Here is a 20,440-nt window from a genome sequence, read left to right on the forward strand (position 1 = left end):
CCGGCGGGCGGGAGTCAGGCGCGCCAGCGCCAGCGGGCCAGGGCCTTGATGACTTTCATCCAGAATTTGCCAGTAACCACCACGTCGTTGTCTCTGCTTTGCGGGGCTTGAAGGTCCGCCAACGTTATCCCAGTGTCGGTGACTAAGCAACCGGGCAGCAGCAGGCGCAGGTCGCTGAGCACCAGGCTGGGCGACTCCTCGTCGATGGGGCGGCCATGGTTGTAGCCATAGCTCAGGCCGACGCACTGCACCCCTGCGGCCTTGGCGGCCAGCACATCGCTGCGCGAGTCGCCGACGAACAGCGCCTGCTCGGCGCTGACGCCGGCCATTTTCATGACAAACAGCAGCGCCGCAGGGTCGGGTTTCTTCTGTGGCAGGGTGTCGCCACCGATGATCCAGCGGAAATAGCGCCCGATCTTCATCTGGTCGAGCAAGGGGGCAACGAAGCGTTCGGGCTTGTTGGTGATCAGCGCCATCTCCACACCCTGCTTGCGCAACCAGCGCAGGGTGTCGCGCACGCCGGGGTAGACCACGGTGAGTTCATGGTTGTCGGCATAGGCCTCCATGAACAGCGCCAACGCGCGCTCGGCCAGCTCGTCGTCCACCGCGGCGTGATCGATACCGCCGGCCAGGGCCCGGCGCACCAGCACCTGGGCGCCGTTACCCACCCAGTGGCGCACGGCCTCAAGGCCAGCAGGCGGTCGCCCGAGTTCGAGCAGCGTGCGGTCGACGGCTGCGGCCAGGTCGGGTACCGAATCGATCAGGGTGCCATCCAGATCGAACATCACCAGCCTGGGCAGTGTCCCCGGGAACAGCTGCTCGAAGCCGCTCATGCGCGTGCCAGCGCCATTTCGGCACGCATCTTGTCGATGACTTCCTTGTAGTCCGGGGCATTGAAGATCGCCGAGCCGGCGACGAAGGTGTCAGCGCCGGCGGCGGTGATCTCGCGGATGTTGTTGACGTTCACGCCACCGTCGATCTCCAGGCGGATGTCACGACCGCTGGCGTCGATCAGGGCACGGGCTTCGCGCAGCTTGTCGAGGGTGCCGGGGATGAACTTCTGGCCGCCGAAGCCCGGGTTGACGCTCATCAGCAGGACCATGTCGACCTTGTCCATCACGTACTTCAGCGCATCCAGGCTGGTGGCCGGGTTGAACACCAGGCCAGCCTTGCAGCCGCCGTCCTTGATCAGTTGCAGCGAGCGATCGATGTGCTGCGAGGCTTCCGGGTGGAAGGTGATGTAGGTGGCGCCGGCCTCGATGAAGTCACCGATGATGCGGTCGACCGGGCTGACCATAAGGTGCACGTCGATGGGTGCGGTCACGCCGTACTTGCGCAGGGCACTGCAGACCATCGGACCGATGGTCAGGTTGGGCACGTAGTGGTTGTCCATGACATCGAAGTGGACGATGTCGGCCCCGGCGGCCAGGACCTTGTCGACGTCCTCGCCCAGGCGGGCGAAGTCGGCGGACAGAATGGAGGGGGCAATAGCGTAGGGCTGCATGGCGCACCTGTTGGGCAGAATCACGGTGGCGCGCATTGTAACTCAGGGAAGCGGATCGGGGCTGATTGGTATCAACGCCGGCGCGGCAGATGGTCGAACGGATGGCGTGGGAGCGGGCTTGCCCCGCGATTGCGATCGTGAATTCGATATGCCATCGCGGGGCAAGTCGGGTCGCCGCATCGCCGCTCCCACGTCACCTGCGTCGAAGATTCAACCTGGCTGCTGGGTCCTCAGTTTCTCACTGCGCCCACGCAACCACTCCAGGGTCAGCAGCAGGATCACCGAGAAGGCGATCAACAAGGTCGCCGCCGCAGCGATGGTCGGGCTCAGGTTCTCGCGGATGCCGCTGAACATCTGCCGTGGCAGGGTCGCCTGCTCGGGCCCGGCGAGGAACAGGGTCACCACCACCTCATCGAACGACGTGGCGAAGGCGAACAGCGCCCCGGAGATCACCCCAGGGGCGATCAACGGCAAGGTCACCCGACGGAAGGCCAGCAGAGGCGAGGCCCCAAGGCTCGCCGCCGCGCGCACCAGGTTGTAGTTGAACCCCTGCAGCGTGGCCGACACGGTGATGATCACGAACGGCACACCCAGCACTGCATGTACCAGGATCAGCGAGGTGAAGCTGTTACCCATGCCCAACGGCGCAAAGAACAGGTAGCTGGCCACGCCGATGATCACCACCGGCACCACCATCGGCGAGATCACCAGCGCCATCACCAGCGACTTGCCGGGGAAGTCGCCACGGGTCAGGCCGATGGCCGCCAGGGTGCCGAACACCATGGCCAGCAGCGTGGCTGCCGGGGCAACGATGATGCTGTTCTTCAGGGCGCGCATCCATTCGGCGGAGGCGAAGAAGTCCTGGTACCAGTGCAACGAGAAGCCTTGCAGGGGATAGACCAGGAAGCTCCCGCTGTTGAACGACAGCGGGATGATCACCAGCACCGGCAATACCAGGAACAGCAGGATCAGGCCGCACAGGATGCGCAGGCTGTAGAACCACACCCGCTCCACGGGCGACATGTAAGGGCTCAGCATGACAAGGCTCCTCAGCTCAGGCGCAGGCGGCTGGCGCCGACCAGCCAGCTATAGATCAGGTACAGCAGCACGGTGGCCAGCAGCAGCAATCCGCCCAGGGCGGTGGCCATGCCCCAGTTGATGCTGGTGTTGGTGTAGAAGGCGACGAAGTAGCTGACCATCTGGTCGTTCGGGCTGCCCAGCAGCGCCGGGGTGATGTAGTAGCCGATGGCGAGGATGAACACCAACAGGCAGCCGGCGCCGACACCGGCGTAGGTCTGCGGGAAGTACACCCGCCAGAAACTGGCGAACGGATGGCAGCCGAGGGAGATCGCCGCCCGCATGTAGCTGGGCGAGATACCTTTCATCACGCTGTACAGCGGCAGGATCATGAACGGCAACAGTATGTGCACCATGGAGATGTACACGCCGGTACGGTTGAACACCAGCTCCAGCGGCTGATCGATGATGCCCATGGCCATCAGCGCACTGTTGATCAGCCCGCCTGACTGCAACAGCACGATCCAGGCCGCCACCCGCACCAGGATGGAGGTCCAGAACGGCAGCAGCACCAGGATCATCAGCAGGTTGCTCTGCCGGGTCGGCAGGTTGGCCAGCAGGTACGCCAGGGGATAGGCCAGCAACAGACAGATCACGGTAATCACCACCCCCATCCACAGGGTGCGAGCGAAGATGTCCAGGTAGATGGCCTGGTCGGGGGTGGCCTTGGCCAATTCGCCCAGGTCGTCGATACGGTGGTCCAGCGCGGCCAGCAGATAGAACGGCGTGACACTGCTGGTGTTGCGACGGATCGCCTGCCAGTAGGCAGGATCGCCCCAGCGCTCGTCGAGCGTCTGCAAGGCTTCTTTATAGGAGGCAGGCTCGGCCTTGAACGGCAGCGCCCGCGCGGTCTTGGCCAACAGGCTGCGATAGCCGGCCAGCTCCATGTTCAGGCGTTTGGAAAGGTCGCCCAGGGTCTGGTTCTTGCGAGACTCGGCCAGGTCCTGGCTCAGGGCCTTGTAGACCTCCTCGCCCGGCAGGCTCTTGCCATCCCACAGCGCCACTGCCTCGACGGTGCGCGGCAGGCCGGCGACCACCTCGGGGTTGCCGACACTCTTGTACAACAGCGCCGCGATCGGCACCAGGAACACCAGCAGGAGGAACAGCGCCAGCGGCGCGATCAACGCCTGGGCCTTCCAGCGGTTGACCCGCTCGGCATGCTTGAGGCGCTGCTTGAGGCTTTTACCCGCGCCTTCGTTGAGGGGCACTGCAATGGCCATGGCGAACTCCGCGATACAGGCTGAAATTGGGGCTGCTGCGCAGCCCATCGCCGGCAAGCCGGCTCCCACAAGTACTGCACAGGTTTTATGGGAGCCGGCTCGCCAGCGATGAAAGCTCCAGATGGTTTACTTCTTCGCCGCCCAGGCGTTGAAGCGTTGCTCCAGCTGTTCGCTGTTGTCGGCCCAGAAGGCCACGTCGATCTGCACCTGGTTGGCAATGTTCTCAGGCGTGGTCGGCATGTCCTTCTTCACCTCGGCCGACAGCAGCTCCACCGCCTTGCTGTTGGCCGGGCCGTAGGCGATGTTCTCGGAGTAGGTCTTCTGCTGCTCGGGCTGGACGGTGTAGGCGATGAATTTCTTCGCCTCCTCCGCATCCTTGGCGCCTTTCGGGATGGCCCAGGCATCGAAGTCGTAGATGCCGCCGTTCCACACCACCTTGAGGTTGCTTTCCTTCTGCACCGCGGCGATACGACCGTTGTAGGCCGAGCTCATGACCACGTCACCCGAGGCCAGGTACTGCGGCGGCTGGGCACCGGCTTCCCACCACTGGATGCTCGGCTTGAGTTCGTCGAGTTTCTTGAAGGCGCGGTCCTGGCCTTCCTTGGTCGCCAGCACCTTGTACACCTCTTTGGGTGCGACGCCGTCAGCCATCAGGGCGAATTCGAGGGTGTACTTGGCGCCCTTGCGCAGGCCGCGTTTGCCCGGGAATTTCTTGGTATCCCAGAAATCGGCCCAGCTGGCAGGCGCGCTCTTGAGTTTGTCGGCGTTGTAGGCCAGCACCGTGGACCAGACGAAGAAGCCCACGCCGCACGGCTGAATGGCGCCGGGCACGAAGTCGCCTTCGTTGCCGAACAGTGCGGGATCAAGCTCTTCGAACATGCCTTCATCGCAACCCCGGGCCAACTCCGGCGACTCCACCTCGACCAGGTTCCAGCTGACGCTCTTGGTGTCGACCATGGCTTTGACCTTGGCCATCTCGCCGTTGTACTCACCGGCGACGATCTTGCCCTTGCCCGCCTTTTCCCATGGTTCGTAGAACGCCTTGGTCTGGGCCGCCTTGTTGGCGCCGCCGAAGGAAATCACGGTCAGGTCGGCCGCCATGGCCTGGCCGGCGGCGAACAGGCCAAGGGCCAGGGCGGTCAGTTTCAACTGCTTGCGCATTATTATTCTCTCCACAGTTCAGGGTTGGTGAAGCAAACCATCAATGGGCCTCGGCAATCGGATCGAGCGCGCGGGCGTGCTCCACCTCCCAGCCCAGCGGTACCACGTCGCCCACAGCCAGGGCCGGGTCGAGCTCGGCGATCGGCTGCTTGACGAAGAAATCGGCCTTGCCACAGACCTCCAGGCGCACCCGCACGTGATCGCCGAGGTAGATGAACTCGGCGACACGACCGGAGAAGCGGTTGACGCAGTTCTCGCTGTGGCCGTTCAGGCGTACCCGCTCGGGGCGGATCGACAGGGTCACCGGGTCACCGGCCTGGCCAACGTTGACCGCCAGCGCATCGACCCGCTCGCCACGGGCCAGTTGCACCTGGCAACGATTACCGTCACTGGCCAGCAGGGTGCCGTTGATGCGGTTGTTCTCACCGATGAAGTTGGCGACGAAGGTGTTGCAAGGCTCTTCGTAAAGGGTGCGCGGGTCGGCGATCTGCTGGATCTCGCCCTGGTGGAACACCGCCACCCGGTCGGACATGGTCAGCGCTTCGCCCTGGTCGTGGGTCACGTAGACCACGGTCACGCCCAGGCGCTGGTGGATATGCTTGATCTCCATCTGCATGTGTTCACGCAGCTGTTTGTCGAGGGCGCCAAGCGGTTCGTCCATCAGCACCAGTTGCGGCTCGAATACCAGGGCGCGGGCCAGCGCCACGCGCTGCTGCTGGCCACCGGAAAGCTGGCCGGGATAGCGTTTGGCGAAGGCATCGAGCTGGACCATGCCGAGCACGCGCTTGACCCGCTCGCTGACGTCGGTCTTGCTGAGGTTGCGCACGGTCAACGGGAAGGCCAGGTTCTCGGCCACGGTCATGTGCGGGAACAGTGCGTAGTTCTGGAACACCATGCCGATATCGCGCTTGTGCGGCGGCACATTGTTGATCGAGCGCCCGGCCAGCTGGATCTCACCGGCGGTGGGGGTCTCGAAACCTGCCAGCATCATCAGGCTGGTGGTCTTGCCCGAACCGGAAGGGCCGAGCAGGGTCAGGAACTCGCCCTTGCGGATGTCCAGGTTGAGGTCCTTGACGATCAGCGATTCGCCGTCGTAGCTCTTCTGCACACCTCGGAAGCTGACCAGCGTCTCGTTCGAATTCGCCTCGCTCATGCCCTGCACCTTCTTGTTGGAATGACTGCGTAGGCAAAAGCGTAGAAGACGCGCAAAGCCCCGGAAATCGGGGGCGCTGAGAGAATGCCATCATCCGGATGGAAGTGTTGCTGTAGGGATCGCCCTACAAGGATGGCGTTTTCAGATAACTCGAGCTTTGCAGGAGCGGCTTTAGCCGCGATCACCCGCGAAGCGGGTGTCGGAGACAGCGGCGCTTGCATCGCGGCTAAAGCCGCTCCTACGCTGAGATCGCGTAAAAGCTATTGTCGTAACCAGAACATTCACACCAACTTGTGCTCCATGGCGTACTTCACCAGCTCCGCCAGCGAGTTGACCTTGAGCTTCTGCATCAGCCGCGCCTTGTGGGTGCTGATGGTCTTGCTCGACAGCGCCAGCTGCAGGGCGATGTCGTTGACGTTGGCGCCCTGGGCCAGGCGCTCGAACACCGAGAATTCGCGCTCCGACAGCAGTGTGTGCAGCGGCCGGGTTTCGGTCAGGCCCACCTCGAACACCATGCGGTCGGCCAGGGCCGGGTCGATGTAGCGCCCTCCCCCCGCCACCCGGCGGATGGCCGTGAGCAACAGCGCCGGGTCGCTGTCCTTGGTCGCATAGCCCGCGGCACCGGCCTTGAGCGCCCGCGCCGCCATCTGCGCCTCGTCATGCATCGACAGCATCAGGATCGCCGGCGGATTGTTCAGCGCGCGGATCCGCGGGATCGCCTCCAGGCCATTCACCCCAGGCATGGAGATATCCAGCAGCACCACCTCGCAGGGCGTGTGGCGCAGGGTCTCCAGCAACTGCTCGCCATTGCCCGCCTCGCCCGCCACCTGCATGTCCTTGGCCAGGCCGATCAATTGCTTGATGCCTTCCCGGACGATGGTGTGGTCTTCCGCCACCAGCACTCGAATCACGATTGTTTCTCCTGCTTCAAAGGAATCGCCACGCTCAGGCTGGTGCCCTCACCCGGCTCGCTATCCAGGCTCATGCTGCCACCGTGCATCAGCACCCGCTCACGCACACCCACCAGGCCGAACGAAGTCGGCCGTGCCGCCTCCATGGCAAACCCCACGCCGTCGTCGATCACGGTCATGCGCAACTGCCCGGCCTCGTGAACCAGCTCGATCTGCACCGTGTGCGCCTGGGCATGGCGCATGACGTTGGTCAGCGCCTCCTGCAAGATGCGGAACAGGCCGATGGCCTTGGCATCGCTCAAGGGTGGCAGATTGTCCGGTACCTGCACCAGGCAGGGGATCTGTGTACGCGCCTCGAAACGCCGCGCCTGCCACTCGATGGCCGAGGCGATGCCGGCGTCGAGGATCGGCGGGCGCAGGGCCGTGGCCACGTCGCGAACCAGCTGGAACAGCTGGGCGATCAGGCGCTTCATGCTGGCCAGGCGCTCGTTGAGGGCGGGGTCCAGCTCGGCGAACGCCAGCTCGCACATCGACACCTCAAGCTTGAGCACCGTGAGCATCTGCCCCAGTTCGTCGTGGACTTCGCGGGCAATCCGCGCCTTCTCCTCTTCGCGCACGCTTTCCAGGTGCGCCGACAACTCGCGCAATTGCTCCTGGGACCCGGCCAGCGCCAGCTCGGCCTGCTTGCCTTGGGTGATGTCCCAGACCACGCCGTCCCACACCATGCGCCCATCGGCCAGGCGGCGAGTGGTCGCCTTGATGTCGGCCCAGCGCTGCTCGCCCTGGCGGGTGAGGATACGCCCCTGCCAGGACCAGTCCTGATCGCTGGCCAAGGCCAGGTCCTGGACCCGATGGTAGTCGGCGCGATCCTCCGGGTGGACCAGGTTGCGCAGCCCCATCTGCGGGTGCTGGATCGCCGCCGGGGTGTAGCCGACCAGCGCCTCGCTGCCTTCGCTGATATAGGGAAATTCCGGGTCGCCTTCGGCCGGATCGCGCTCCAGGCGGAACACCAGCCCCGGCACGTTGCCAGCGATCCCCTTGAGCCGCGCCTCGCTTTCGCGCAACGCGGCCAGGTCGCGCCGGCGCTCGGTGACGTCGGCGAGGAACACCACCAGGTACTCGGCATCGCGAAAACGCAGGAACGACAGCGACAACTCGACCGGGAACAGGCTGCCATCGGCGCGCCGACACTGGCTTTCGAACTGCTGCTCGCCGCCATCGCCGGTACGGGCACGCTTCCACAGTTCTAGCCAGCGGTCCATCTTCAGGTTCGGCTCGATAACGACCAGCGGCAGTTCCAGCAACGCCCCCTCGGCAAAGCCCAGCATGCGCTCGGCGGCATGGTTGGCGTAGCGCACATGGCTGTCCCAGTTGACCCAGAGGATGCCCACCGTGCTCTGGTCGATGGAAAACTGACTCAGGCGCAAAGCCTCCTCACGCACCTGGCGCTCGACCAGGCTCTCCCGGGCCGCCAGCAACCCACGCTCCAGGCCCCGCTGCTGACGACGCTGCCAGGCCAGGGTGGCCAAGGCGCACAGCAGCAGCAGGCCGAACAGCAAGGCCAGGTTCTGCCAGAACCCGGCAGATTCGGAGAACCGTGGATACCTGGGCTGCAACCAGCGCTGGTGCATCTGCTCCAGGGTCTTGGCCGGCAGGGCCTGCAAGGCACGCTCGAGAATATCGGCCAGCACTGGCCAATCGCGCCGTGAGCCGACCCGCAGCAACTGCGGCAGACCGATATCACCCACCACCGCAAGGTCGGCAAACTCGCCTTCGCGCGACAGCCGGCTGAGCTGCGCCTCGTCCAGTACGGCGAAGCTGGCCTGCCCGCCCAACACCAACTGCAGGGCCTCGCGCTCGTCGGGTACACCCTGCAGGTTCAGATTGCCGTAGTTGCCGCGCAGGTAATCCGCCAAGGTACCGGGCATGCGTACCGCCACGCGTTCATTGGCGTTCAGTTTTTCCAGTTCCACGGCTACCGCGCCGCTGCGCATGCCTACCACCAATTGCGGCACACGCATGTAAGGGTCACTGAACAACCACAGCCGCAGGCTGGTCGGCGTTTGCATAAGGCCTGGGGCGAAATCGATCTCGCCCGCCTGCAAAGCATGCTCAAGAGCGGCCTGGTCGGCAAAGCCGCGCCAGGTCAAATCCAGGCCCAACGCCTGGGACAAGGCGCCGACCAGTTCGACGTTGGCCCCGTAGAATTGCTGCAGGCGGCGGTCGAACTGGGCATAGGGCGCCTGCAGTACCAGGCCGACGCGCAAGTCGCGGTGTTCATCCAGCCATTGCTGCTGGGCTGGCTCCAGCACCTCGGCGGGCGGCGCCTGCGGCTTGGCCAGGGCGATCAAGGGTAGACACAACCAGCCGATAACCCACAGGCAACGCACTCGCTTCATCTCTACGCTCGTCTTGGCAATGACGGCCACCTGGCGTGGCCGTCGCGGGCAAATACCATTAGGCTGCCGGTATGATTCTGGCCTTGGATTGATCGATGTTCACACTTTATCGCACGACGCTGGCAATGTTCTGCCTGGCTTCGGCCCTGCCGTTCGCGGCTCAGGCCGACGACGCCGAGAAACCCGAGGCGCCCACCGAGGCCGCTGCCGCTGCCTCCGCCCCCGCTCCGCGCCCACCGCTGCTCGAGCGTAGCCAGGACGATGCACTGGCCCTCGAGCGCCAGGTACCCAAGGCAGAACAACAGACCTTGCAGGCCAATGGTGAAAACTTCCTGGCGCTGTGGAGGCCGGCCAACGACAGCGATCCGCAAGGCGCGGTGATCATTGTCCCTGGCGCGGGCGAAAGCGCCGACTGGCCGACCACTGTTGGCCCGCTGCGCCGTGGTTTCCCCGATGTCGGCTGGAGCACCTTGAGCCTGAGCATGCCCGACCTGCTGGCCGAGCGCCCACAGGCGCGGGTCGAGGCCAAGCCTGCAATCGAACCGAAAAAAGAGGACGGTGAGTCGGCTCCGGGCAAGGACACGCCCGCCGATGCCAACGCCAACGTCGCCCAGGCGACCGCGCCGGAAGCGGATACCGCCGAGAGCACCGACGCGGTCGAAGCCGACGAACACACCAGCGAGGAAGACGCCGAGCGTATCTTCGCCCGCCTCGACGCCGCCGTGGCCTATGCCCAGCAGCAGAAGGCGCGCAGCATCGTGCTGCTGGGCAGCGGCAGTGGCGCATACTGGGCCGCGCGTTATCTCAGCGAGAAGCAGCCGCCTCAGGTGCAGAAATTGGTGATGGTCGCCGCGCAGACACCGGCGCGAGTCGAGCATGACCTGCTGAGCCTGACGCCGACCCTCAAGGTGCCGACCGCCGACCTTTACTACGCCACCCGCACAGCCGATCGGCTCGCGGCCCAGCAGCGCCTGCAGGCCAGCAAGCGGCAGAAGAGCAGCCTGTACCGACAGCTTTCGCTGATGGCCGTGCCTGGCAACAAATCGGCGGAGCAAGAACAACTGTTGCGTCGGGTACGCGGCTGGCTGACGCCGAAGACAGAGTAAGAGTGACCGCGCCTGCCTACTCGGGCAGGCGCGACCTTGCCCACAATGGCGTTACAAGCCCCGCCGCTTGCGGATCATGGCATAGGCCTGATGCAACTCACGGGTAAGCTCGGTCGCCTCGCGCACCTTCGCTTCGCTGGCGCCACTGCCCACCAGCTTGTCCGGATGATGCCGGCTGAGCAATCGCCGATAGGCCTGCTTGACCTTGTCCGCCTCGGTGTCCGGCTCCACCCCCAGCAACCTCAGCGCCGCCGCATAGGTCATGACACCGCCCTCGATCGACGACCGGCGAGGCTCATACTCCAGCGACAAGGCCTGTATCTGGTTGCGACTGAGCCCCAACTGCTGGCCCCAGCCCAGCAACAGGTCGCGTTCCTGCCGCCCGGCCTTGCCGTCGGCCCAGACCATGCGCCAGCAGGCGCGCAAGGTACCTTCGGCGCCGTGGGGCTGCACCCTGATACGGCGCAGGTAGTGCCCCAGGCGCTCCTTGCCCGACTTCCCACGGTTGAACGCGGCAATCGCTCGCATCCGAGCAGGTTCCGCCAGGTCCAGACGGGACATCTCCTGTCGCGCCTGCTGGATGTGGCCCTCGACAACCCGGCCATCACTCTTGGCCAAGCGGCCGAGCAACACGAACAACAACTCTTCGTCACGCAGCGCCGGGCGCCCACCCAGGCGCTCGCGCACGTCTTCCCAACCCTGCAGCCGCAGGCGCCGATCCATGGCCTGGCCCAGCAGCGCCCCCAGCAACGCACCGGGGATGCTGGCCACGGCGAAACCGGCACCGGCACCAATCACTGTGCTCGGCCACCACATATCAGGCACGCTCCCCGATCAGGCGCTCGACTTCGGCCAGGCGCTCTAGGGTGCCGACATCGATCCAGTGCCCGCCATAGTGCTCGCCGCTCACCCGCCCTTCGGCCATGGCGCTGCGCAACAGGGGGGCCAGTTTGAATGCGCCGGGCTGACAACCTGCAAACAGCACCGGGTCCAGCACAGAGATACCACTGAAAGTCAGCGTTCCTGGGGCGTCATCGCCATCGCTCACCTGCCCGTCCGCCAGGCGGAAGTCGCCACGGCCGTGGTGGCCGGGGTTGTCCACCAGCACCAGATGCGCCAGGCCGTGCAACGGCGCATTCAGGCCGGCGAAGTCGTAGTCGGTCCAGACATCGCCATTGACCAGGATGAACGGCGCATCACCCAGCAACGGCAGCGCCTTGAAGATCCCGCCACCGGTCTCCAGCGGTTCGCCCTCCGGCGAATAGCTGATCACCAGGCCGAAGCGGCTGCCATCGCCCAGGTGATCCTCGATCTGCTGGCCAAGCCAGGCGTGGTTGATGACCACCTCGCCAATACCGGCACGGGCCAGCGCCTCAAGGTGGTACTCGATCAACGGCTTGCCGGCGGCTCGCACCAGCGGCTTGGGCGTGTGCAGGGTCAGCGGGCGCATGCGCTCGCCCTTGCCTGCCGCCAGGATCATCGCCTTCATGAACGCGCCCCGGCCTGGAGTTCGGCAATCAGCTGGCCCAGCTCGGCCAGCTCAGGCCGGCGGCTGATCACCTCATCTATATAGGCAAAGAAACGCGGAACGTCGGCCAGGTAGCGTGGCTTGCCGTCGCGGTGGCAGATGCGCGCGAAGATACCGATCACCTTGAGGTGGCGCTGCACCCCCATCAGGTCGCTGGCACGCTGGAAGGCTTCGAAGTCAGCCTGTACCGGAATCCCGGCGGTCTTTGCCTTGCGCCAGTAATCATGCAACCAGCCCTCGACGCGGGCCTGGGGCCAGCTGAGGAAAGCGTCCTTGAACAGGCAGGTGATGTCGTAGGTGACCGGGCCATAGACCGCATCCTGGAAATCCAGCACGCCTGGATTTGGCGCACTGTGCATCAGGTTGCGCGGCATGTAGTCGCGGTGCACCAGTACCTTGGGCTGGTCCAGGGCACTGTCGATCAGCAGCTGGCTGACCCGTTGCCAGGTGGCCTGCTGCGCGTCGCTGAAGCTCAGGCCAAGCGCGCGGCCCACGTACCACTCGGGGAACAGCTCGACCTCACGGCGCAGCAGGGCAACATCGTAGCTGGGCAGTGGCGCGTCCATCGGCAAGCGCTGGAACGCCAGCAGCGCTTCGATGGCGTCGGCGAACAGGGCATCGGCATTGTCCTTATCAATGATGTCCAGGTATGTCTGGCGGCCCAGATCCCCCAGCAGCAGGAAACCGCGCTCCAGGTCCTGGGCATGGATGACCGGCACGTTCACGCCGGCCGTGGCCAGCAAATGGTCGATGTCGACGAACGGGCGGCAGTTCTCCTGGGGCGGCGGCGCATCCATGATCACGAAGCTGTGCCCGGCGCCCTCCCAGCGGAAGTAGCGGCGGAAACTCGCATCGCTGCTGGCGGCGGTCAGGCTGCCGGCGGGCACTTCGCCCCAGGCATTGGTACGGAAGAGGTTCTCCAGCTGCCCGGCAAGCCAGGCGGTCAGTTGTTGCAGGCGTACATCGTGATCGGGCATTACAAGGGTTCTCCGACGGCCCTAGCCGTCAAGCGGGTCATGCTTTATTATCCAGCATCTTTTTCAGACCATCGAGAGGCGTGCGGCCCCCACACGCGGGCAGATGGCACGCAGGAAGCCCGGACTAATAAGATGGCATTGAAATCCCCCGCGTTTCGTAGAAAGTTTCCGTTGCTCGTGACTGGCGGTTTGCTGGCCCTGCAACCCCTGGCCACGTCGTACGTGGTAGCGGCCGAGCAGTTCGACTGCCAAGTGTCCGCTTCCGGTGGCTGGGACTGCAAGCCCAAGACCGCTGCCAACCTGCCTCCGCGCCCGGTACACCCGGGTGCTGCCGCTGCCAGCGCGGGTGCCGAGGCACCCGGCGAAGTCGCCGCGGCAGAGGCCGAAAAGCCGATGTTGGTCACCGAGGCCAAGGGCCGCGGCCTGAAGTCGCGCAGCGAAGACTACAGCCATCTGGACTGGGTCCCGCGCGAGAAGCTCACTGCCGCGCAGCTGGCCGAGACTGGCCCGTACTGCGGCGGCGCCTACATCGAGCCGACCCGCCCGGGCATGAGCGACTCCACGCCCAAGGACGAGTCGCCGACCTACATCAACGCCAAGGTCTCCAAGTACCAGCAGGAGCAGCAGATCGCCACCCTCGCCGGTGACGTGGTCATGCGCCAGGGCAGCATGCAGGCCGAGGCCGACGAGGCCAATCTGTACCAGGCCGAAAACCGCGGCGAGCTCAAGGGCAACGTCAAGATCCGTGACAACGGGTCGCTGGTGGTCGGCGACGAGGCACAGATCCAGCTCGATACCGGCGAGGCCCGGGTCGACAACGCCGAATACGTGATGCACAAGTCGCACATCCGCGGCAACGCGCTGTATGCCAAGCGTGCGGAAAACGCCATCATCCGCCTCAAGGACGGTACCTATACTACCTGTGAGCCGGGCAGCAATGCGTGGCAGCTCAAGGGCAACAACATCACCCTGAACCCGGCCACCGGCTTCGGCACCGCGACCAACGTGACGCTGCGGGTCAAGGATTTCCCGGTGTTCTACACACCGTACATCTACTTCCCGATCGACGACCGTCGCCAGTCCGGCTTCCTGCCGCCGTCGTTCAGCTCCAGCAGCGACACCGGCTTCATGCTGGTCACGCCGTACTACTTCAACCTGGCACCGAACTACGATGCCACGTTGTACCCGCGCTACATGGCCAAGCGCGGCCTGCTGATGGAAGGTGAGTTCCGTTACCTGACCAAGTCCAGCGAAGGGCAGTTCGGTGGTGGTTTCCTGAACGACAAGGACGACGACCGCGAACTGCAGACGGACTACAAGAAAGATCGCTGGATGGTCAACTGGCAGCACAAGGGTGGCCTGGACGATCGCCTGATGACCGAGGTGGACTACACCGATATCAGTGATCCGTTCTATTTCCAGGACCTGGAGTCTGACCAGATCGGAGTCGAGAGCCGCGACCTCGTGAATCAGCAAGGTGCGCTCACCTATCGAGGCGATAGTTACACTGCGCGTCTGAACCTGCACGCCTATGAGATGGCAACCATCTCGCAGATCACACCCTACGACAAGCTACCGCAGATCACCTTCAACGGGATGCTGCCATACCACCCTGGCGGTTTCGACCTGAGCTACGAAACCGAAGCCGTGCGCTTTGATCGTGACCTCAAGAATGACATCGTCACGGACAAGGACGGCAATCTGGACACCAGTGCTGGCATTCCTGGTCGTCGCCTGGATGAGAACGTCTTTGGTGTCGCTCGCTCCAATGGCACCCGCCTCAACCTTGCACCGGCCATCAGCCTGCCGATGGAAGCCAGCTATGGTTTCATCACGCCGAAACTAAAGTATGTCTATACCCATTACGATCTGGATCTGGACGGCAAGGGTAAGCGGGATCTGATCGACAATCCTGGGATGACAGGCCTTTACGGAGACTTCAAGAGCAACCAGAACCGGGATGTTCCGATCTTCAGTGTTGACAGCGGCCTGTACTTTGACCGCAACACCCAACTGTTCGGTACAAACTACCGCCAGACCCTCGAGCCGCGCTTGTTCTACCTCTACGTTCCCTACAAGGACCAGACAGACATCCCGCTCTTCGACACCGGCGAAACTACTTTCAACTACGCCTCGCTATTCCGAGACAATCGCTTCAGCGGCACCGACCGCATCGGCGACGAAAACAAGCTGTCTCTGGGCGTGACCAACCGCTGGATAGAAGACAACGGTTTCCAGCGTCAGCGCTTCAGCATAGGCCAGGCGTTCTATTTCAAGGATCGCAAGGTACAGCTGCCTGGCATCGACTACCGTACTCGTGATGACAGCAAGTCGGATGTCTCGCCGTACGCGCTTGAATATGAGTACGCCTTCAACCGCGACTGGCGTTTCAACTCGGACTTCAACTGGGATCCGGACAGCCGCAGCACCCGCTCGGGCAGCGCGATGTTCCACTACCAGCCTGAGGACAACCCGAACAAGATCGTCAATCTCGGTTATCGCTATCGCAACGACCTTATTACCTATGATTCGCAGACCGGTAATTGGAAGGTCGGCGGTGGTGATTACGGCACCCCGGGCACTCCGAACTACATCAAGGACTACTACAAGATCCAGCAGCACGATTTCTCGGTCATCTGGCCGATCGTGCCGCAATGGAGCGTCATCGCCCGCTGGCAGCACGACTACAACCGCAACCGCACCCTCGAGGCTATGGGTGGTTTCGAGTATGACAACTGCTGCTGGAAGCTGCGCCTGATCAACCGTTACTGGATCGACTACGACGACTTCAGCCAGGCACTCCCGCAAAACGAGAAAGGCGACCACGGCATATTCCTGCAAATCGTTCTCAAGGGCCTCGGTGGTGTGATGGGCAACAAGGTCGAAACGTTCCTCGACAAAGGCATTCAAGGTTACCGTACCCGTGAAGAGCAAGCTTATTGATCGTCTGCGCCCGCTGATGCTGGGCGCCGCAATGCTGAGTGGCGCGGTGCATGCCGCGGTACAACCCATCGACCGCATCGTGGCCACCGTCGACAACGACGTGGTCATGCAGAGCCAGCTGGACCAGCGCGTTCGCGAAGTGCAGCAGACCATCGCCAAGCGTGGCGGCGGCGTGCCGCCCACCAGTGCGCTGGAACAGCAAGTGCTGGAACGCCTGATCGTCGAGAACCTGCAACTGCAGATCGGCGAGCGCTCAGGCATCCGCATCACCGACGAAGAGCTGAACCAGGCCGTCGGCACCATTGCCCAGCGCAATGGCATGTCGCTGGAACAGTTCCGCGCCGCCCTGGCCCATGACGGCCTGTCGTACGACGATGCCCGCGAGCAGATCAAGCGCGAGATGGTCATCAGTCGCGTGCGTCAGCGCCGCGTGGCCGAGCGCATTCAGGTCTCCGAGCAGGAAGTGAAGAACTTCCTCAACTCGGACCTGGGCAAGATGCAGATGTCCGAAGAGTACCGCCTGGCCAACATCCTCATCCCTACCCCGGAAGGCGCCAACTCGGAGGCCATCCAGGCCGCCGCGCGCCAGGTAGGCGATGTCTACCAGCAGCTCAAGCAAGGCGCGGACTTTGGCCAGATGGCCATCGCTCGCTCGCGCAGTGAAAACGCGCTGGAAGGCGGTGAAATGGGCTGGCGCCAGGCAGGCCAGCTGCCACCAGACTTCGCCAAGATGCTCAGCAGCATGGCGGTCGGCGACATCACCCAGCCAATCCGCATCCCCAACGGCTTCATCATCCTCAAGCTGGAAGAGAAGCGCGGCGGGAGCCAGAGCGTGCTGCGCGACGAAGTGCATGTACGCCACATCCTGATCAAACCGAGCGAAATCCGCAGCGAAGCCGCCACCGAGCAACTGGCCGAGCGCCTGTACGACCGGATCCAGAACGGTGAAAACTTCGCCGAGCTGGCGAAAAGCTTCTCGGAAGACCCGGGCTCGGCGCTCAACGGCGGCGATCTCAACTGGGTCGACCCGAACAGCCTGGTACCTGAGTTCCGCGAGCAGATGGCCAACGCCGAGCAAGGCGTGGTGACCAAGCCGTTCAAGACCCAGTACGGCTGGCATGTGTTGGAAGTGCTGGGCCGCCGCGCCACCGACAGCACCGAACAGGCTCGCGAGCAGCAGGCCATGAACGTCCTGCGCAACCGCAAGTACGACGAAGAGCTGCAGAACTGGCTGCGCCAGATCCGCGACGAAGCCTACGTTGAAATCAAGCTGCCTGGCGCCGACCAGGTCGCCCAGTGAAACCCCTGCGCTTCGCCGTCACCCCCGGCGAGCCAGCCGGCATCGGTCCCGACCTGTGCCTGCTGCTCGCCGCCGAGGTCCAGCCCCACCCCCTGATCGCCATCACCAGCCGTGACCTGCTCGCCGAGCGGGCCGCGCAGCTGGGCCTGGACGTCAAGCTGATCACGGTTGTGCCGACCGCCTGGCCGGAGCAACCGGCTGCCGCTGGCAGCCTGTATGTCTGGGATACCCCCCTGGCCCGCCCGGTGACAGCCGGGCAGCTGGACAAGGCCAACGCCGCATTCGTCCTGGAAACTCTGACCCGTGCCGGACAAGGCTGCCTGGACGGGCACTTCGCCGGGATGATCACCGCGCCGGTGCACAAGGGCGTGATCAACGAAAGCGGTATCGCCTTCTCCGGGCATACCGAGTTCCTCGCCGACCTCACCCACACCACGCAAGTGGTAATGATGCTGGCCACCCACGGGCTGCGCGTGGCACTGGTGACCACCCACCTGCCCCTGCGGGACATCGCCGAGGCCATCACCGGCGACCGCCTGGAGCGCGTCACCCGCATCCTGCATGCGGACATGCGCGACAAGTTCGGCATTGCCAACCCACGCATCCTGGTCTGCGGGCTCAACCCGCATGCCGGAGAAGGCGGCCACCTGGGCCGCGAAGAAATCGACATCATCGAGCCGGCGCTGCAACGCCTGCGTGCCGAAGGCATGGACCTGCGCGGCCCGCTGCCGGCCGATACCCTGTTTACCCCCAAATATCTGGAGCACTGCGACGCGGTGCTGGCGATGTACCACGACCAAGGCCTGCCCGTGCTCAAGTACAAGGGCTTCGGCGCCGCGGTCAACGTGACGCTGGGCCTGCCGATCATCCGCACCTCGGTCGACCACGGCACCGCCCTGGACCTGGCCGGCACCGGCCGGATCGACACCGGCAGCCTGCGCGTCGCCCTGCAAACCGCCTACCAGATGGCCGAGAACCGACCATGACCGAGCAATACCAACACCGGGCGCGCAAGCGCTTCGGCCAGAACTTCCTGCATGACACCGGAATCATCGACCGTATCCTGCGGGCGATCAACGCCAAGGCCGGCGAACACCTGCTGGAGATCGGCCCGGGCCAGGGCGCCCTGACCGAAGGCCTGCTGGGCAGCGGCGCTCAGCTGGACGTGGTCGAGCTGGACAAGGACCTGGTGCCGATCCTGCAACACAAGTTCGCCGGGCGCGACAACTTCCGCCTGCACCAGGGCGATGCCCTGAAGTTCGACTTCAACCAGCTGGGCGTGCCTGAGCGCAGCCTCAAGGTGGTGGGCAACCTGCCCTACAACATCTCCACGCCACTGATCTTCCACCTCCTGGCCCATGCCAACCTGATCCGCGACATGCATTTCATGCTGCAGAAGGAAGTGGTCGAACGCATGGCCGCGGGCCCAGGCGGCGGCGACTGGGGCCGCCTGTCGATCATGGTGCAGTACCACTGCCGCGTGGAGCACCTGTTCAACGTCGGCCCGGGTGCCTTCAACCCGCCACCAAAAGTGGACTCGGCGATCGTGCGCCTGGTGCCCCACGAAGTGCTGCCCTACCCGGCCAAGAACCCCAAGCTGCTGGAGCACGTGGTACGCGAAGCCTTCAACCAGCGCCGCAAGACCCTGCGCAACACGCTCAAAGGCGTGCTCGACAGCCAGGCCATCGAAGCCGCTGGCGTGGATGGCAGCCTGCGCCCCGAGCAGCTCGACCTGGCCGCCTTCGTGCGCCTGGCCGACAAGCTGGCCGAACAGCAGGCCTGACCGAGCCTGCGCAGGACAAGCCCGTCCCACCGTGGGAATGGGCTTGCCCCGCGCTCAGGCATGACTGGCCTCCACCCCTGCCAATGGCCTAGACTGCGTTATTGCGTCAGTTCGCCCAAGGCCCTTGCATGTACGACCCCCGCTACCAGATCGACGTCAGCGTCGTGACCCGCTACCTCAAAGAACAATCCGACCCAGAAAGCAGCCGTTTCGCCTTCGCCTACACCATCACCGTGCAGAACAACGGCACGCTCAAGGCCAAGCTGATGTCCCGTCACTGGCTGATCACCAACGGTGACGGCGAAGTCGAGGAAGTGCGCGGTGCCGGTGTGATCGGCCAACAGCCGCTGATCGAGCCAGGCCAGAGCCACACCTACAGCAGCGGTGCCGTGATCAGCACCCGCGTCGGCACCATGCAGGGCAGCTATCAGATGTTCGCCGAAGACGGCAAACGCTTCGATGCCCAGATCGCCCCGTTTCGCCTGGCCGTGCCCGGGGCGCTGCACTGATGGCCACCTATGCCGTCGGGGACCTGCAAGGCTGTCTGCAACCACTCAAGTGCCTGCTCGAACGCGTACGCTTCGACCCGGCCGTCGATCGCCTGTGGCTGGTGGGCGACCTGGTCAACCGTGGCCCCGAGTCCCTCGAGACCTTGCGTTATCTCTACTCTATCCGCCATGCGCTGGTCTGCGTGCTGGGCAACCATGACCTGCACCTGCTGGCCGCCTGGCACAACGTCGAGCGCCTGAAGAAGAGCGACACCCTGCGCGAAGTCATCGAAGCCCCGGACGCCGATCAGCTGTTCGACTGGCTCCGCCAGCAGAAACTGCTGCACTACGACGAAGCCCGCGGCATCGCCATGGCCCATGCCGGTATCCCGCCGCAATGGACCCTGGGCAAAGCACTGGAGCTCGCGGCGGAGGTCGAGGAAGTGCTGCGCGACGACAGTCGCCTGAAACTGTATCTGGACGGTATGTACGGCAACGAGCCGAACAAGTGGAGCAAGGATCTGGCCGGCGTCGAACGCCTGCGAGTGATCACCAACTACTTCACCCGCATGCGCTTCTGCACCGCCACCGGCAAGCTCGACCTCAAGAGCAAAGAGGGCGCCGACAGCGCACCCAAAGGCTATAAACCATGGTTCGCTCACCCGGACCGCCGCTCGCGCCATGTGAAAATCATCTTCGGTCACTGGGCAGCCCTCGAAGGCCGGGTCGACGTCCCCGGCGTGATTGCCCTGGATACCGGCTGTGTCTGGGGGGGCGCGATGACCCTGTACAATGTCGACAGCGGCGAATTCCACCGCTGCGACTGCACCCGCGAAGGCACCCCTCGCCCGCCGGCATCTCTCAACGATCAGCCATGAAGGAACCGCACC

General features: G+C 64.3%; 18 protein-coding genes. 7 read left to right on the top strand and 11 right to left on the bottom strand.

The genetic code is table 11. The features are described from left to right. Nucleotides 1-14 precede the first annotated feature (14 nt). The 8 genes from AAHK21_RS11550 to AAHK21_RS11585 form a co-directional block, all read right to left on the bottom strand. On the bottom strand, nucleotides 15-833 hold the full coding sequence (locus AAHK21_RS11550) for a phosphoglycolate phosphatase (protein ID WP_023630656.1): 819 nt from the start codon (nucleotides 831-833) through the stop codon (nucleotides 15-17). Then, nucleotides 830-1,504: a ribulose-phosphate 3-epimerase gene (gene rpe, locus AAHK21_RS11555; RefSeq protein WP_367857285.1), complete on the bottom strand. Its 675-nt coding sequence runs from the start codon at nucleotides 1,502-1,504 to the stop codon at nucleotides 830-832. The genes AAHK21_RS11550 and rpe overlap by 4 nt, the downstream gene beginning before the upstream one ends. A gap of 210 nt (nucleotides 1,505-1,714) precedes the next feature. After that, nucleotides 1,715-2,542: an ABC transporter permease gene (locus tag AAHK21_RS11560; protein WP_023630658.1), complete on the bottom strand. Its 828-nt coding sequence runs from the start codon at nucleotides 2,540-2,542 to the stop codon at nucleotides 1,715-1,717. Nucleotides 2,543-2,553: 11 nt separating this feature from the next. Continuing rightward, complete coding sequence (locus tag AAHK21_RS11565; protein ID WP_367857286.1) at nucleotides 2,554-3,801, bottom strand: ABC transporter permease; 1,248 nt, start codon at nucleotides 3,799-3,801, stop codon at nucleotides 2,554-2,556. 126 nt (nucleotides 3,802-3,927) lie between these two features. Beyond that, the gene (locus AAHK21_RS11570) at nucleotides 3,928-4,962 is read right to left on the bottom strand and encodes an ABC transporter substrate-binding protein (protein ID WP_046857369.1); all 1,035 of its coding nucleotides are present in this window, start codon (nucleotides 4,960-4,962) and stop codon (nucleotides 3,928-3,930) included. A 40-nt stretch (nucleotides 4,963-5,002) separates the two neighbouring features. Beyond that, entirely contained in the window at nucleotides 5,003-6,115 is a 1,113-nt protein-coding gene (locus AAHK21_RS11575) for an ABC transporter ATP-binding protein (RefSeq protein WP_046857370.1), read from the bottom strand. 281 nt (nucleotides 6,116-6,396) lie between these two features. After that, entirely contained in the window at nucleotides 6,397-7,029 is a 633-nt protein-coding gene (locus AAHK21_RS11580) for a response regulator transcription factor (RefSeq protein ID WP_172670942.1), read from the bottom strand. Beyond that, on the bottom strand, nucleotides 7,023-9,425 hold the full coding sequence (locus AAHK21_RS11585; RefSeq protein ID WP_367857287.1) for a transporter substrate-binding domain-containing protein: 2,403 nt from the start codon (nucleotides 9,423-9,425) through the stop codon (nucleotides 7,023-7,025). Before AAHK21_RS11585 ends, AAHK21_RS11580 begins: the two co-directional genes overlap by 7 nt. Nucleotides 9,426-9,520: 95 nt before the next feature. Between AAHK21_RS11585 and AAHK21_RS11590 the strand changes: the two genes are divergently transcribed. After that, the gene (locus AAHK21_RS11590; RefSeq protein ID WP_367857288.1) at nucleotides 9,521-10,531 is read left to right on the top strand and encodes an alpha/beta hydrolase family protein; all 1,011 of its coding nucleotides are present in this window, start codon (nucleotides 9,521-9,523) and stop codon (nucleotides 10,529-10,531) included. A 51-nt stretch (nucleotides 10,532-10,582) separates the two neighbouring features. Here the strand turns inward: AAHK21_RS11590 and AAHK21_RS11595 are convergent, their stop codons facing one another. From AAHK21_RS11595 to AAHK21_RS11605, 3 genes are read right to left on the bottom strand one after another with little or no spacing between them, the layout of a single operon-like run. Further along, entirely contained in the window at nucleotides 10,583-11,347 is a 765-nt protein-coding gene (locus AAHK21_RS11595; RefSeq protein ID WP_367857289.1) for a TerB family tellurite resistance protein, read from the bottom strand. 1 nt (nucleotide 11,348) lies between these two features. Further along, the gene (murU, locus tag AAHK21_RS11600; protein WP_367857290.1) at nucleotides 11,349-12,020 is read right to left on the bottom strand and encodes an N-acetylmuramate alpha-1-phosphate uridylyltransferase MurU; all 672 of its coding nucleotides are present in this window, start codon (nucleotides 12,018-12,020) and stop codon (nucleotides 11,349-11,351) included. Beyond that, nucleotides 12,017-13,036: an aminoglycoside phosphotransferase family protein gene (locus AAHK21_RS11605; RefSeq protein WP_367857291.1), complete on the bottom strand. Its 1,020-nt coding sequence runs from the start codon at nucleotides 13,034-13,036 to the stop codon at nucleotides 12,017-12,019. Before AAHK21_RS11605 ends, murU begins: the two co-directional genes overlap by 4 nt. Nucleotides 13,037-13,168: 132 nt before the next feature. On the opposite strand from AAHK21_RS11605, the gene AAHK21_RS11610 reads away from it, so the two are divergent. The 6 genes from AAHK21_RS11610 (at nucleotide 13,169) to AAHK21_RS11635 (ending at nucleotide 20,428) form a co-directional block, all read left to right on the top strand. Beyond that, entirely contained in the window at nucleotides 13,169-15,979 is a 2,811-nt protein-coding gene (locus AAHK21_RS11610; protein ID WP_367857292.1) for an LPS-assembly protein LptD, read from the top strand. After that, the gene (locus tag AAHK21_RS11615) at nucleotides 15,960-17,279 is read left to right on the top strand and encodes a peptidylprolyl isomerase (RefSeq protein ID WP_102681930.1); all 1,320 of its coding nucleotides are present in this window, start codon (nucleotides 15,960-15,962) and stop codon (nucleotides 17,277-17,279) included. The genes AAHK21_RS11610 and AAHK21_RS11615 overlap by 20 nt, the downstream gene beginning before the upstream one ends. Then, the gene (gene pdxA, locus AAHK21_RS11620; protein ID WP_367857293.1) at nucleotides 17,276-18,265 is read left to right on the top strand and encodes a 4-hydroxythreonine-4-phosphate dehydrogenase PdxA; all 990 of its coding nucleotides are present in this window, start codon (nucleotides 17,276-17,278) and stop codon (nucleotides 18,263-18,265) included. The genes AAHK21_RS11615 and pdxA overlap by 4 nt, the downstream gene beginning before the upstream one ends. After that, complete coding sequence (gene rsmA, locus AAHK21_RS11625; protein WP_367857294.1) at nucleotides 18,262-19,062, top strand: 16S rRNA (adenine(1518)-N(6)/adenine(1519)-N(6))-dimethyltransferase RsmA; 801 nt, start codon at nucleotides 18,262-18,264, stop codon at nucleotides 19,060-19,062. The genes pdxA and rsmA overlap by 4 nt, the downstream gene beginning before the upstream one ends. A gap of 128 nt (nucleotides 19,063-19,190) precedes the next feature. Beyond that, nucleotides 19,191-19,571, top strand: a complete 381-nt coding sequence (gene apaG, locus AAHK21_RS11630; protein ID WP_367857295.1) for a Co2+/Mg2+ efflux protein ApaG — start codon at nucleotides 19,191-19,193, stop codon at nucleotides 19,569-19,571. Continuing rightward, on the top strand, nucleotides 19,571-20,428 hold the full coding sequence (locus AAHK21_RS11635) for a symmetrical bis(5'-nucleosyl)-tetraphosphatase (protein ID WP_104444579.1): 858 nt from the start codon (nucleotides 19,571-19,573) through the stop codon (nucleotides 20,426-20,428). Before apaG ends, AAHK21_RS11635 begins: the two co-directional genes overlap by 1 nt. Nucleotides 20,429-20,440 lie beyond the last annotated feature (12 nt).

Source organism: Pseudomonas sp. TE50-2, from assembly GCF_040813665.1.
GTDB lineage: Bacteria > Pseudomonadota > Gammaproteobacteria > Pseudomonadales > Pseudomonadaceae > Aquipseudomonas > Aquipseudomonas soli.